Annotated in this window: 10 protein-coding genes; 5 read left to right on the plus strand and 5 right to left on the minus strand. The window is 69.3% G+C overall.

Going from position 1 to position 14,796, the window contains the following annotated elements; genetic code table 11:
* Positions 1-88: 88 nt before the first annotated feature.
* Positions 89-787 (minus strand): anti-sigma factor, encoded by a 699-nt coding sequence (locus tag OXQ33_RS00420; RefSeq protein ID WP_267432503.1) that lies wholly within the window; start codon positions 785-787, stop codon positions 89-91.
* Positions 784-1,269, minus strand: coding sequence for a sigma-70 family RNA polymerase sigma factor (locus OXQ33_RS00425; RefSeq protein ID WP_267432505.1), 486 nt, complete (start codon positions 1,267-1,269; stop codon positions 784-786). The genes OXQ33_RS00420 and OXQ33_RS00425 overlap by 4 nt, the downstream gene beginning before the upstream one ends.
* Positions 1,270-1,370: 101 nt before the next feature.
* On the opposite strand from OXQ33_RS00425, the gene OXQ33_RS00430 reads away from it, so the two are divergent.
* Both OXQ33_RS00430 and OXQ33_RS00435 read left to right on the plus strand, forming a co-directional pair.
* Positions 1,371-2,654, plus strand: coding sequence for a S8 family serine peptidase (locus OXQ33_RS00430; RefSeq protein WP_267432507.1), 1,284 nt, complete (start codon positions 1,371-1,373; stop codon positions 2,652-2,654).
* A gap of 66 nt (positions 2,655-2,720) precedes the next feature.
* Positions 2,721-3,596, plus strand: a complete 876-nt coding sequence (locus tag OXQ33_RS00435) for a hypothetical protein (RefSeq protein ID WP_267432509.1) — start codon at positions 2,721-2,723, stop codon at positions 3,594-3,596.
* A 65-nt stretch (positions 3,597-3,661) separates the two neighbouring features.
* Here the strand turns inward: OXQ33_RS00435 and mgrA are convergent, their stop codons facing one another.
* A complete protein-coding gene (mgrA, locus tag OXQ33_RS00440) occupies positions 3,662-4,738 on the minus strand; it encodes an L-glyceraldehyde 3-phosphate reductase (protein WP_267432511.1) in 1,077 nt (358 codons plus the stop codon).
* 77 nt (positions 4,739-4,815) lie between these two features.
* The gene (locus OXQ33_RS00445) at positions 4,816-8,001 is read right to left on the minus strand and encodes a TRCF domain-containing protein (protein WP_267432513.1); all 3,186 of its coding nucleotides are present in this window, start codon (positions 7,999-8,001) and stop codon (positions 4,816-4,818) included.
* A gap of 172 nt (positions 8,002-8,173) precedes the next feature.
* Between OXQ33_RS00445 and OXQ33_RS00450 the strand changes: the two genes are divergently transcribed.
* Both OXQ33_RS00450 and OXQ33_RS00455 read left to right on the plus strand, forming a co-directional pair.
* A complete protein-coding gene (locus OXQ33_RS00450; protein WP_267432515.1) occupies positions 8,174-8,977 on the plus strand; it encodes an SDR family oxidoreductase in 804 nt (267 codons plus the stop codon).
* A gap of 77 nt (positions 8,978-9,054) precedes the next feature.
* Complete coding sequence (locus tag OXQ33_RS00455; RefSeq protein ID WP_267432518.1) at positions 9,055-9,915, plus strand: glycoside hydrolase family 16 protein; 861 nt, start codon at positions 9,055-9,057, stop codon at positions 9,913-9,915.
* 20 nt (positions 9,916-9,935) lie between these two features.
* Here the strand turns inward: OXQ33_RS00455 and mgtE are convergent, their stop codons facing one another.
* Positions 9,936-11,294 (minus strand): magnesium transporter, encoded by a 1,359-nt coding sequence (gene mgtE, locus OXQ33_RS00460; protein ID WP_267432520.1) that lies wholly within the window; start codon positions 11,292-11,294, stop codon positions 9,936-9,938.
* A gap of 276 nt (positions 11,295-11,570) precedes the next feature.
* On the opposite strand from mgtE, the gene OXQ33_RS00465 reads away from it, so the two are divergent.
* A complete protein-coding gene (locus OXQ33_RS00465; RefSeq protein WP_267432522.1) occupies positions 11,571-14,717 on the plus strand; it encodes an autotransporter outer membrane beta-barrel domain-containing protein in 3,147 nt (1,048 codons plus the stop codon).
* The last annotated feature ends 79 nt before the right edge of the window (positions 14,718-14,796 follow it).

A 14,796-nucleotide genomic window follows, 5' to 3' on the forward strand; every position in this document is an offset into this window, starting at 1 on the left:
CCCTCCACCATGCTTCGCATGGTCCCCCTCCCCTTGCAGGGGAGGAATTGAAGACCTGCTGCCCGCACGTCGCTGACCTTCAGGAAGATCAGCGACTGCGCCAGTCCTTGGCGATGGCCGCCTTTTCGCCTTCCGCATCCAGCGGCATGTCGGCCATCATGTCCTGCGCCGCCGCCATCAGTTCGGCGTCGGACGATCCCGCCTGGGCATAGCCGCCGCCCGCTTTGGGGGCGCTGCCCGGCATGGTTCGGCGTAGCGCCCAGCCCTTGGCGTCGCGACAGGCGATGCCGTCGGCGGCGGCGGACTGGAAGACGCGGCAGAAATCATTGTCCGTCGCGCGGAAGCTGACCGCGATCCGCACCGCGCCCTCACCCCCGCTCGCCTGTCGGTCGAGCGCGCTGGCGAGAGGCCCGGCGGCGTAAAGTCCATGCTCGGTGGCGGAAATCGGCCCCTGATCCACCTGTCGCCCCAGCAGCACCCCGACCACCAGACACGCCGCCATCGCCGCCGCCGACTGCCACAACGGCAGCGACAGGCGCGAGCGTTGGCGTAGCGGCGGCTGCATCGGCACCACGATGCCGGTCAGCATCGCGGCCAGGCGATCGGGCACGGGCTCATCCGCAATGGGCGCATAGGCGCTGGCGAGCCTGGCCTTCAGGCGCCGATGGCGGGCGATTTCGTCGGCCAGCGCGGGGTTCTCGGCGATGGCGCGTTCGACCCGCTTGGCGCTCAGGGGATCGAGCGCCCCATCGGCATAGGCCATCAGCATTTCCGGTTCGATCGTCATGCCGCTTCTCCCAGTCGCGCCATCAGCGCCTGTCGTCCCCGCACCAGCCGCGAGGTCAGCGTGCCCATGGGAATGTCGAGGATCTCGGCGGCTTCCTTATAGGCCAGCCCTTCGACCAGGACGAGCGCCACCGCCTCGCGCTGTTCGTCGGGCAGGGTGCGCATCGCGGCGTCCACCTCGTTCAGCGCGACGCGCGCCTCGGCATTTCCGGTCGCGCCGACGGACAGCCCGGCATCCTCGCCGACGAAGGTTTGCGCCGCGCGCGAGCGGGAACGGGCGGTGTCGATCCAGGCGTTGCGCATGATCCGGTACATCCAGCTATCCAATCTCGTCCCCGCCTGCCACGATCCTTGCGCGAGCAGCGCCTTTTCGACCGTGACCTGGCAAAGATCGTCCGCGTCCGCCGCATCATGGGTGAGCGATCGGGCGAACCGCCGCAATCGCGGCAGCAGCGCCAACAACTCCTTCTCGAATGCAGCCAAGCGCGGTTCCTTCAATTCAGGGATGAAACGGACGACCCGGATCGTTTAATCCCTGTTCGTCTGATCCATGTCAGGATTGTTTTTTCAACAGGAGGGCGGCGGTGGGCAAGCGGGCATTTCGGTTTCTGGGCGTGATGGCCGCCATGGGCGGCTGTGCGCTCGGCGTCGGCGGGGCCCGGGCGCAGTTGGGCGGGACGCTGCCCAACCTGCCGTCGCTGCCGGGCGGGCTCCCCTCAACCATTCGGCCGATGGTCGACGGGGTGGTCGATCCGCTGCGGCGCGGGGTCGACCGGGTGGCGAGCACGACCGCCGCCAGGCTCGATGACCTGCGCCGCGCCGCCTATGCGCAACTGGTGCGCGATCACCCCGATGCGATCGCGCTAGACCCCAACGGCTTCCCGGCGCGTGCGGGCGAGGTGGTGGTGGATGGCCCCAGCGAGGCGCTGCTCGCCGCCGTCGCGGCACAGGGTTTCAGCGTAATCGAGCGGGACGATGTGCTGGGCGTGTCCTTCGTCCGGTTGCGCGTGCCGAACGGCCTTCCGCTCAAAAAGGCGCTGGCCGTGATCGACAGGCTGGGCGGAGAGGTCAGTGCGGATCAGCTCCATTTGCCGAGCGGCGCGAGCGCGGCGACGCTCGCCGGGGGCGCGGCGCCGGAGGGGCAGGGCACGATGGTCGGCGTGATCGACGGCGGTGTCGAAGGGGCGGCGGTGATCCGCGGCTTCGCGACCGGCGCTTCCAAGCCCGACGATCATGGCACCGCCGTCGCCTCGCTCATCAGCGGCAGGGGCGGCGTCCGGGGATCGCTGCCCGGTGCGCGGATCGCGTCGGCGGATGTCTATGGCACCGACCCGGCGGGCGGCAATGCCACCGCCATCGCCAAGGCGCTGGGCTGGCTGGTCGAGCAGCGCGTGTCGGTCGCGACGATCAGCCTGGTCGGCCCCTCCAACCCGCTGCTCGCGCGGGTGGTCGCGGCGGCGCAGGCGCGCGGGCTGATCATCGTCGCGGCGGTCGGCAATAACGGTCCCGCCTCACCGCCAGCCTATCCGGCGTCCTATCCCGGCGTGGTGGCGGTGAGCGGCGTCGATGCGCGCAACCGGCCGCTGATCGAGGCGGGCCGTGCCTCGCATATCGATTATGTCGCGCCCGCCGCCGACATGCTGGCGATCGGGCTGAGCGGTCGGCGGATGAAGGTGCGCGGCACCTCCTTTGCCGCGCCGCTGGTCGCGGGACGCATCGCCGCCGCCTATCCGGCGCTGAAACCCGGTCAGGCCCGTGCCGCGCTTGCGCGCGTGGATGGGGAGGCGAAGGATCTGGGGGCGCGGGGCCATGATAAAAATCATGGTCGTGGAATGCTTTGCGAGGAATGTCGCACTCGGGCGCAATAATTTTGGAGACGTCCGGGATTAAACCCGCAGGCGGCTTCGTTGTCGTTCCAGAAGTTAAGGAGAACGATGATGAAGACGTTTCTTTCCGGTAGCGCGATCCTTGCCGTTGCTCTGGTAGCGGCGCCCGCTTCGGCGCAGTTGCTTGGTGGCGCCGGTGGCCTGGGTGGCCAGCTCGGCGGCACGGTCGGCGGTCTGACCGGCTCGGCCACCGGTGCGGGTGCGGGTTCGCTGAGCGGTATGGCGGATCGCGGCCGGGTCGCGACGGACACGGCGACCCGGACGCGCGGGTCGGCACGGGCGGATCGCAATGTCGATCTGCGTCGCGGCCGGGTGGCGGCGTCGGGCGAAGCCTCGGGCGGCTCGACGCTGGATAGCGCGACGCGGATCGGGCAGGCCTCGGGCGGCGGTAATGGCTCGGCCTCGGGCTCGCTGGGCGGCGGAGTCGATGCGCAGCTGGTCGGAACCGACGCGGTGCGCGACGCGGCGGGTCGCGGAGTGAACACCGTCGGCAACGTCGCGGGGCAGGTCCGGGATACCGCAGGGGCAGTCGGCAACCGCGCGCGTGGCGCGGTGTCCAACCTGGCCGACCGGGCGGCGAACAGCGGTGCTGCTGTGGCGGGGTCCGCGACGGGCGCGGGATCGGGCGCGCTGTCGGCGGCGGGCGGTAGCCTGTCGGGTGCGGGCAATCTGGCGCTGGCCGGTAGCGGCGCGGCGCAGGGTGGGGCCTTCCCGGTCAATCCAGGCATGGCCGTCACCGACGCCCGTGGCCGTGCGCTCGGCGCGGTCCAGTCGGTCCGCACCAATGCCCAGGGCGCGGTCGAGCGGGTTCTGGTGAAGGTCGGCAACCGGGTCGCCGATCTGCCCGCCGCCAATTTCTCCGGCTCGGGCAATGTCCTGGTCTCGGCCATGGGGCAGGGCGATGTGAAGAGCGCCGCGCAGTAATCCTGGCCGATCCGAAAGATGCGCCCGACCTCCCTCGCGAGGTCGGGCGCATCGTCATGTCCGGCTCAGGCGGGGATGCCTTGCGCGGCGGGCAGTTCGACGATGTCGGAGGATTCGGCCCACAGGTTGATGCCGCCATCCTGTGCCGCCTGGTCGATCGCTGCCAGTTCGTCGTCGGTGAAATCCAGCCGCGACACGGCGTCGAGCGAATCGTCCAACTGCTCGACCGTCCGTGCGCCGATCAGCGCGGAGGTCACGCGCGGATCGCGCAACACCCAGGCGATCGCCATCTGTGCCAGCGTCTGCCCGCGTGCCTGTGCGATATCGTTCAGACGGCGGATGGCGGACACATTCTCTTCGCTCAGCAGCGACTGCGACAGCGAACCGCCCCGGCTGGCCCGCGCATCCTGCGGCACGCCGTTCAGATATTTGCCGGTCAACATGCCCTGCGCCAGCGGCGAAAAGGCGATGCAGCCGGTGCCGAGTTCGCCCAGCGTGTCGAGCAGATCGCGCTCGATCCAGCGGTTGAGGATCGAATAGCTGGGCTGGTGGATGAACAGCGGCACCCTCTCCTCCGCCAGGATCGCCGCCGCTCGCCGGGTCAATCCCGCGTCATAGGAGGAAATGCCGACATAGAGCGCCTTGCCCTGCCGGTGAAGCTGCACCAGCGCGCCCATCGTCTCCTCCAGCGGCGTCTCCGGATCGACCCGGTGCGAGTAGAAGATGTCGACATAGTCGACGCCCATCCGCTTCAGGCTCTGTTCGCAACTGGCGATGAGGTACTTCTTCGACGAGCCGATATCGCCATAGGGTCCCGGCCACATGTCCCAACCCGCCTTGGTCGACAGGATCAACTCGTCGCGGTGTGCGGCGAAGTCGCTCGCCAGCACCCGCCCGAAATTCTCCTCTGCCGAGCCATAGGGCGGACCGTAATTGTTCGCGAGGTCGAAATGGGTCACGCCGCGATCGAAGGCGCGGCGAAGGATGGCGCGGCCCGTCTCGAACACATCGGTGCCGCCGAAATTCTGCCACAGCCCCAGGCTGATCGCGGGTAGCTTCAGGCCGCTGCGTCCGGTCCGGCGATAGGGCATCCGGCCGTCGTAACGGGCCGGATCGGCGACATAGGGGGTGGGGAAGGGCATGGGACGGTTCCTCTCGTATCGGCGCGGTTCTTATGACGCCTGGCGATAGCGGCCAATTGCCTGGGTCAAGATGGCAGTCAGGCGAGCAGATCGGCCAGCCGTGCCAGCCGCTCGGCGGGAGCGTCCAGGCGTTCCTTCAGCAGGTAGCGGCCATTCTTCTCCTCAAGTCCCTCGATCCCGTTCAAATCGACATCCTTGCCCTGCGGCGTCAGGGCGATGGCGGCGGGCCCCGCGTCGATCCGGGCGATCCCCAGCATCCGCATCCGCTCGCGCAATCGGGCGAGCGCGATCAGCAGCGCGGCTTCTTCGGGCAGTTCGCCGAAGCGATCCTCCAGTTCCGCCTCGAAATTGTCGAGTTCGGCGTCGTCGCGCAGCCGCCCCAGCCGCGCATAGAGCGAGATGCGCAGATCCTCATCGGGTATCCATTCGGCGGGCAGGCGCCCCTCGACGCCGATGCGCAGTTCGGGCGTCCAGCGCTCGACCGTCTCGCCGCGGGCGGTGCGCAGCGCGTCCTCCAGCAATTGCTGGTAGAGTTCGACGCCGATCAGCCGCATATGCCCCGCCTGCGTATCGCCGAGCAGATCGCCCGCGCCGCGCATGTCCAGGTCGCGGGCGCTGATCGCGAAGCCCGCGCCCAGCCGGTCGAACGCCTCCAGGGTGCGCAACCGCTTCAGCGTGCGCGGCGCGATGGCGTCGTCGGTCTCGGTGAACAGTAGCACCTGGCCGCGCCGGTGCCCACGCCCGACGCGCCCGCGCAACTGGTGAAGCTGCGACAGGCCGAAACGGTCGGCATGGACGATCGCCATCGTATTGGCACGCGGCACGTCGAGCCCCGCCTCGATGATGTTGGTCGCCAGCAGGACATCGCCGTCGCCGCGCCCGAAGCGGACCATCACGTCATCGATCTCGGCGGCGGGCAGCTTGCCATGGGCTTGCAGCACCACCAGTTCGGGGACGATCTTGGCCAGCTTTTCGGCCAGCGGCGCCATGTCGGCGATGCGGGGCACCACGACGAAGCTCTGCCCGCCGCGCGACCGCTCCCGCAGCAGCGCCGCCCGCAACGTCTCCGGCGAGAAGGCGGAAACGGCGGTGCGGATAGGTTGCCGCCGGGCGGGCGGGGTCGCGATGATCGACAATTGGCGCAGGCCGACCAGCGCGGATTGCAGCGTGCGCGGGATCGGTGTCGCCGACAGGGTCAGGACATGACCCGCCGACAGCGCCTGGAGCCCCGCCTTGTCGCTCGCGCCGAAGCGCTGCTCCTCGTCCACGATGATCAGGGCGAGGTCCTTATAGGCCATGCCCTTGGCCGCGACCGCGCCGGTGCCGATCACGATCCGGATACTGCCATCGGCCAGCCCGGCCTTGACCCGGCGCTTTTCGGCGGCGCTGGACAGGCGCGACAGGCCCGCGACGGCGATGCCGCTGTCGGCGAAGCGCGCGGTGAAGCTGTCGAGGTGCTGGCGGGCAAGCACGGTGGTCGGGGCGGCCAGCGCCACCTGCCGCCCGGCGAGCGCGGCGATGGCGGCGGCGCGCAAAGCGACCTCGGTCTTGCCGAAGCCGACATCGCCGACGACCAGCCGGTCCATCGGGCGCCCGGACGATAGGTCGGCGCGCACCGCCTCGATCGCGGTCAACTGGTCGGGCGTTTCGCTGAACGGAAAGCCGGCGGCGAAGCGCTCATAATCGGCGACCGGGGGATCGAGCACGGGGGCATGTTGCTCGGCACGTTCGGCGGCCATCTCGGTCAGGCGGCGCGCGGTCTCGGCGATCGCCTCGTCGATGCCGCGGCGGCGCTCATGCCAGCTCTTGCCGTCGAGCGTGTCGGCGCGAACCGCATCGTCCTCGCCGCCATAGCGCCACAGCCGATCCGCCTCGGCCACCGGCACCAGTCGCGTCGCCGATTTGGCATAGACCAGCTTGATCGCGTCCCCCGTCACTCCGCCCTGCATATCGATCGGATCGAGCCCCGCGACGGTGGCGATGCCGTGATCCTCATGGATGACCATGTCGCCGACCCGGATTTCGGCGGTCTGGATCAGCGACAGGTCGACGCGGTGGGCCTTGCCGTCCTCGCGGTCCGCGCGACTGCCGAGCAGGTCGGCGGCGGTGACGGCCAGAATGTCCTTGCGGACGAAGCCCCGCTCGGCGGGCGCGACCAGCGTCAGCAGCGCGCCGGGCTCGGCCTTGCGGACCTCGCGCCAGCTATCGACGCGGACGGAAGGCGTGCGCAGGGCATTGTCGACCCGCCGCCCGAGGAAGCGCAGGTCGCGCTCGCTTCCGATCAGGACGACGCGGCACCCTTCATCTCGCGCGGCCCGCGCCGTCTTAGCAAAGTCCCGCAAGGGCGCACGGCGTTCCACGAAGCGGGGCGGGAGGTCCCCGATCCGGCCAAGGCTCGCGGTCTTGCGATCGGCGAGCAGCGCGGACCAGTGTTTGTCCGCGATCATGTCGCGCGCGGCGCGTCGGGAGCCGCGCTTGGCGACATCGGCGCTCAGCAGCAGCAGGCGACGGCGGCGTTCGTCGGCGGCGGGCTCGATGATGATTTCGGCACCGGGCAGATGCTCGATCAGACTGGTCGGGTCGGACGCCAGCGGCGGCTCGGCGACACGGCCCAGTTCGCGGCGATCCAACTCGCCGGTGCTCCGCTGGTCGGCGGGATCGTAGGACCGGATCGCCGCGATCCGCCCGTCGGCTACTTCGATCCGCAGCGGCTGTTCGGCGTCGGCGGGAAACACGTCCAGCACCTGTCCGCGAAGCGCCACCTCGCCGGGCTCGTCCACCCGCTCGTCGGCGATATAGCCCAGGTCGAGCAGCATGTCGTGAAGCCGGCTTAGGTCGCAGGGCTCGCCCTGGGCGACGCAGGGCGGCTCGGCATCGAAGGTCGCAGGAGAGGGCAGGGCGCGCGCCAACGCCTCTCCGGAGGTGACCAGTGCGATCCGACCCCGCTTCTTCGCCGCCGATGCGGCGCGCAGGGCGTGGAGCGCCGACACGCGCTGCCCGACATTGGCGGGCGAGGCGGGCGCATCGTCTCCCGGCAGCGCGTCCGATCCGGGGCAGAACAGGATCGTCGCGTCGGGTGCGATCGCGGTCAGGATGCGGGTGACGGCCATCGCGCGCGTCTCGTCCGTCGCCGCCAGGATGATGTCGGCCCGCTCCAGCCGCTCCGCCGCGCCCGCCGCCAGTTCGGCGACCCCCAGCAGCGGATGGGGCCCGTCGCCGGACGGGGGCATGGTGGCGATTTCGGCTTCGGACAAGGAACGCACGGTGGGGGGCTCTCCCAGAACTGGTTGCGATGGCGAACGGGCGGGAGGCGCGCGTCGTTCCGCTGGGGATCAAAGACTTATCGGCGGAACCCTAAGCCGCGTCGTCACTTCATCGGCACGGCATTGATCGGCATCGATGACATGGCTGACCGCCCGCCGAGGGAGAATGACGATGGATCTGGGTATCGAGGGCCGCATCGCACTGATCAGCGGATCGGATTCGGGCATGGGCAAGGAAACCGCGCGGTTGCTGCTGGAGGCCGGAGTGCGGGTCGCGCTGACCGACAAGCCGGGCGGGACCCTGGACGAGGCGGTGGCGGAACTGACCCCGCTGGGCGAGGTGATCGCCGTGACCGGCGACGTCACCAGGCCGGAGGAGGTGAAGTCGCTGTGGCAAGAGGTTCGCGAAAGGCTGGGCGAGCCCGACATCTATATCAACGCGGCGGGCGTGACGGGCGCGCAAGGCGATTTTCTGGATATTGGCGACGATGGCTGGCTGGAGACGCTGGACATCAACCTGATGGGCGCGGTGCGCATGTGCCGCGAGGCGATCCCGGCGATGCGGCGCAAGAGCTGGGGCCGCGTGGTCCTGTTCGCGTCCGAGGATGCGGTGCAGCCCTATGTCGAGGAACTCCCCTATTGCGCGTCCAAGGCCGCGATCCTCAGCTTGGCCAAGGGATTGTCCAAGGCCTATGGTGGCGACAATGTGCTGGTGAACACCATCTCGCCCGCGTTCATCGCGACGCCGATGACCGATGCGATGATGGAGAAGCGCGCCGAGGAAAAGGGCATCAGCTTCGACGAGGCGATCGAGACGTTCCTGGAGGAGGAGCGCCCCGGCATGGTGCTGAAACGGCGCGGCAGGGCCGAAGAGGTCGCCGCCGCCGTCGCCTTCCTGGTGTCCGAACGGGCCAGCTTCATCAACGGCGCGGGGCTCCGCGTCGACTCCGGTTCGGTCTTCACCATCGCCGGATGATTTCCCCGGCCCGTCGGCATGGTCTTTCCCGTTGGGGCCGATTAGGCTGACGGGCAAGATATTCGGGGAGAGTGGCGATGCGGCGATGGGCTTGGGCGATGCTGGCGGGCGTCTCGCTGCTGGCGACCGGTGGCGCGACCGGGCAGGAGACGCAGACCGCGACGCTGGGTGCGACCAACACCCATTATGACGGAGCCATGGCGGCGCCCAAATCCGCCCCGAGCTTCGGCGACGAATTCAACCGCGCGATCGATCCCCGCCGCTGGCGCTGGGACGTGTCGGCGAACAAGCGCGGCTGGCCCAATCACGAACTGCAATATTATGTCGGGCCGAAGCGGAGCAACGCGCGGATCGAGAATGGCGCGCTGGTGATCGAGGCGCGACGCGAAGCCGCCCGCGACGAGCCGGATTGGGGCGGGCAGGATTACACCTCGGCCAAGCTGGTGACGCAGAAGACGCTCGGTTTCGGCTTTTACGAGGTTCGCGCGAAGCTGCCTTGCGGCCGGGGCATGTGGCCCGCCATCTGGCTGCTCCCCATGGACGGCGTGCGCTGGCCCGATGGCGGCGAGATCGACATCATGGAGATGGTCGGCTGGAACCCCGATGTCATCCATGCGACCGTCCACTCCGCCGCCTATAACCACGTCAGGAAGACGCAGCGGGGCAGCCAGACCGACGTACCCGGCGCGTGCACGGACTTTCACCGCTATCAGCTTGACTGGACGCCCGATATGATCACCATCGGGGTCGATGGCCGCGCCTATATGCGGGTCAAGAACGACAAGCCCGGCGGCGCGGCGGCCTGGCCGTTCACGCGGCCCTATTCGCTGATCCTGAACCTGGCGGTCGGGGGTGACTGGGGCGGGCAGAAGGGCGTCGACGATGCCGCCCTGCCGCAGCGGATGGATGTGGATTATGTGCGCTACTGGAAGCGGTAACGGGGTGTTCGTCGCCCCGCTTACAGCAGCGTGCTCGACAAGATCGCCAGCGCGATGCTGAAATAGATCACCAGCCCGGTCACATCGACCAGCGTCGCGACGAACGGTGCCGAGGCGCTGGCCGGATCGAAGCCCAGCCGTTGCAGGACGAAGGGCAGCATCGATCCCGCCAGCGAGCCGAAGGTGACGATGCCGACCAGCCCCGTCCCGACCGTCGTCGCCACCAGCACCCAATGCGGTCCGTAATCGTAGAAGCCCAGCGTCTGCCACAGCGCGATCCGTGCGATGCCGAGCAGGCCCAGTATCGCCCCCAGCGTCATTCCCGCCGGAAGCTCGCGCAGCGCCACCCGCCACCAGTCGCGCAGCCGGACCTGGCCCAGCGCGAGCGCCCGGATGATCAGCGAGGTCGCCTGGCTGCCGCTATTGCCGCCCGAGCTCATGATGAGCGGGATGAACAGGGTCAGGACGACCGCGCGCTCCAACTCGCTCTCGAAATGCTGCATCGCGCTGGCGGTCAGCATTTCGGAAAAGAACAGGATGCTCAGCCACCCGGCGCGCTTGCGAATCATCGCGAGGAAGCCGGTTTCCAGATAGGGATTGTCCAGCGCCTCGACACCGCCGAATTTCTGCGTGTCCTCAGTATGCGCGGCGACCAGTGCGTCGAGCACGTCGTCCACGGTAACGATGCCGATCGGGCGGCCCTGTTCGTCGACCACGGGCAGGGCAAGCAGGTCGTGGCGGCGGATCAGATGCGCCACCTCTTCGCGGTCGGTGCCCGGTGCGACGGTGATCGGGTCATGCCCGCGCGCGAGATCGATGGCGGGCGAGTCCGGCTCGGCGGCGATCAATTGGCGCAGCGAGACGGTCGCGACCAGTCGCCCCTGCGGCTCCAGCAGGAAGACCGAATAGACGGTCTCGCGGCTCCGTTCGACCGTTCGGATATGCGCCAGCACCTCGGCGACGGTCGCGTCGGCGGGGGAGGCGACATATTCGGTCGTCATCATGCCGCCCGCGCTGTCCGGCGGCCAGCGGAGCAGAGTGTCGATCGAGGCGAGGATGGTGGCGGGAAGGTCGGCGCGGATCGGCGCAGCGTCCTCTTCCTCCATTGCCGCCAGCACGTCGGCGGCGCGGTCCTCCGCCATTTGCGAGACCAGGGCGGCGGCGCGCGCGGCGGGCAGCAGGGCCAGGATATCGGCGGCGCAGCGGAGTTCCGGGCTGTCGAGCACGGCGACGGCGCGCGCGTCGGGCATCTGGGTCAGGGCGTCGGCCGCTTCCGCCACGGGCAGCGACTGAAGCGTATCGACGAGATCGGCGATGGACAGGCCACGCCGGGAGGAGCGGAAACCGGCGGCGACGCCGGCGATCAGATCGTTGACCATTCAAAACCTTTCGTCCGCACGACCCGGGCGGACGAAAGCCAGTTTCGCGAAACTAGCGGACGACCCCGGGGCGTGCGGCGCTACTGGAACTGTCGATGGACATGTTCTCGCTTTCTGGAACGACGCGGGGGCTCCCGCGCCTGTCGGGCGCTCTGATCCTCTGCGGCCCGATCGTCAACACCGGCGGGCCACCTGACGAATTTTTCATCCGGGCACCAAGGTTTCGGCGCGAGGGCTCCGTCTGAACGGGCAAAGCGCACAAAGGGGACTTTATTCGTGCATCGCCTGCTCTTCGCCTCGACCGCCACGCTCGCCCTGGTGGCGGGGACGGCCGCCTCGGCCCAGACCGTCATCGATACCAAGCGTACCACCCCGGTCCGTACCGCGACCGTCAATAACGGCGGCGCGGGCGATGTCAGCATCGCCGCGGCGGGCAGCGTCGTGACCACCGGCGGTACCGCGGTGACGATCGACAGCAACAACAAGCTCGCCAATGCGGGCACCATCCAGATCACCGACGCCAACGATTCGATTGGTATCGGCGCGGCGGCGGGCGCGACCGGCGAGATCGCGAACACCGGCAAGATCATCATCGACGAAAGCTACACGCCCGTCGATATCGACAAGGACGGCGACTTGGACGGCCCCTTCGCACAAGGCGCGCGGCGGACCGGCATCCGCACCGCCGGGGCCTTTACCGGGGCGATCAGCAACAGCGGCGAGATCACCGTCGAGGGCAACGACTCGGCGGGCATCTATTTGACCGGCCCGCTGACCGGGAACCTCGCCCAGTCAGGCAAGATCAACGTGCTGGGCGACCGCTCGGTCGGCGTGCGGACCGGCGGGGTGTCGGGCAATGTCACGCTGGGCGGCACCATCGTCGCGGTGGGCCAAGGCGCGGTCGGCGCGCGGATCGACGGCGATATCGGCGGTGCGCTGACCATCGAGGGCGGGATCGGCTCGACCGGCTATCGCTACACCACGCCGCCCAGCGATGTGTCGAAGCTGGACCCGGACGATCTGTTGCAGGGCGGATCGGCGCTGGTCGTGGGCGGCAATGTCGCGGGCGGCATCACCCTGGGCAACGCCACCGGCAAGACGGCGGACATCATCTCCAACGGTGCGGCCCCCGCCATGCTGGTCGGTGCGGCGGACCGGGCGATCGTCATCGGCGCGACCGGCGGCAGCACGCCCGCACCGGGCCTGGTCGTCAATGGCCGGATCACCGGCAACGGCGTCTATAGCGGCGTGCGCGCCAATGCGCTGACCATCGGCGGGCAGGGCGGCAACGTCCAGATCGCGCAGGGCGTCGCGGTCGGCGGCACGGTGCAGGCCACCGCCAATGGCGCGGAGGCGACCGCGATCCGCTTCGGATCGGGCGCCTCGACGCCGGAATTGCGGGTCGGCGGCTCGGTGACGGCGACCGGCGGCGGCACGGCCTCGGCAGTGACGACCGCCGTGCTGATCGACAGCGGCGCTTCGGTGCCGACGATCCGCAACTCGGGCGCGATCCGCGCGACGGCGGCGGGTGCGAGCGCGACCGCGATCCTCGACCGGACCGGCGGCCTGACGCTCGTCGAGAATACGGGTGCGATCGCAGGCGCCGGGGCGGACAGCTCGCGCAGCACCGCCATCGACCTGTCGGCGAACACCATCGGCGCGACCGTTCGCCAGATCGCCCCCGCCGCCGGAGCCGCCGCTCCCACCATCACCGGCGCGATCCGTTTCGGCAGCGGTGATGACCGGCTTCAGATCGGCGCGGGTTCGGTGACGGGCGACGTCACCTTCGGCACCGGCAACAACCGGCTGGAGATGAGCGGGACGGGCACCTATGCGGGCAGCGCGACCTTCGGCACCGGCGCGGACACGCTGACCATCGCCGATACCGCGCGCTTCGACGGCGTGGCCGACTTTTCCGGTCTGGGCCAGGATGTGGTGGCGATCACGGGGAAGGGCGTTTTCGCCGGACGCCTGACCAACGCCTCCCATGTCGCGGTCACGGTCGCCAGCGGCGGCGGTACCTTCGCGGCGAACGGGGCGACCAATATCGCCTCGCTGACAATGGGCGACCAGTCGATCCTCAGCGTCGCGTTGGACAAGGCCAATCCCACCGCCAATCTGATCCAGGTCGGCGGGGCGACCACCATCGGCGCGAACAGCCAGTTGGCGCTGCGCGTGTCGGGCGGGACCGATGTGACGGGCCGCTATGTCGTGTTGCGCTCGGGCACGTTGACGGGGGCGGGCAACCTGACGCTGGCACCCTCGGCCATGCCCTTCCTCTACAAGGGCGCGATCGTCGCCGCCCAGCCCAACGAGATCGCGGTGGAGGTCAGTCGCAAGGCCAAGACCGAACTGGGCCTCAGCAACGCGGGCGTCAGCGCCTTCGACGCGATCGACGCCGCGATCGGGACCGACGCCAAGCTGTCCGACGCCATCCGGGGCATTTACGACGGCGCGGCCTTCCGGGGCGCGGTCGAGCAGATGCTGCCCAATTATGCGGGCGGCGTGTTCGAGGGGGTGACGCTCGCCTCGCGCGCCGCCGCCGCGCAGCTTCGCGAGCCTGCGGGCGAGTTCAGCGAAGAGGGCAAATGGGGCTATTGGCTCAGCCCGCTCGGCTGGGATGCGTCCAAGGGCGCGCGCTCCACGCAAAGCTATGACGTGCGCGGCTGGGGTATCAGCGGCGGCATCGAGCATAAGACCGATGCGGGCAATTTCGGCGCCTCGCTCTCCTATATGAGCGGACGCGACAATGAAGGCTCGGCGATCAACCGGGTGAACCACAGCCAATATGAGCTGGCCGGTTTCTGGCGCGCCCGCTGGGGTGCGCTGGCGGCGCAGGCCCGCGGCTCGGCGGCGTTCCTGTCCTTCGACTCGCAACGCCAGTTCGACGGCGTGGTCGGCACCGAGGCGGTGCAGCGCCGTGCGACCGCCGATTGGAAGGGCATGCTCTACTCGGGGTCTGGCTCGGTCTCGTGGGAGCATTGGGTCGGCCAGTTCAACGTCCGCCCGATCCTCGCGGTCGACTATTACCGGCTGAACGAGGACGGCTATCGCGAGAGCGGCGGCGGCACCGGATACGACCTGACCGTGCGCAAGCGGACCAGCGACGAACTCGCGCTGACCGCCAGCGTGGCGGCGGGCATCAATTTCGGCGGCGACAATCGCTACGCCCAGTGGAGCCGCTTGGAGATCGAGGGCGGTCGGCGCGAGCGGGTCGCGGGGACGCTGGGCCGCACGGTCGCCAGCTTCGGCGACGGCACGCCCTTCATCCTCGATCCAGAGGCGCGCGGCGGCGGCTGGATCGGGCGGGTGCGCGCGATCACCGGCACCAGCGAAATCCGGCTGAGCGGCGAGGTCAACGCCGAACAACGCCTTGGCAACGTCGCGCTGTCCGCGCGCGCTGCCCTTCAGTTCGCCTTCTAGGCGAGTTCGTCCGCGTGCATCCCCCCTGTAGCGTGCGCGGGCGTTCGGAGCCCCACCTTGCGTCCCGGTGGGGCTCCTT

The organism is Sphingomonas sp. GM_Shp_1, from assembly GCF_026540895.1.
GTDB lineage: Bacteria > Pseudomonadota > Alphaproteobacteria > Sphingomonadales > Sphingomonadaceae > Sphingomonas.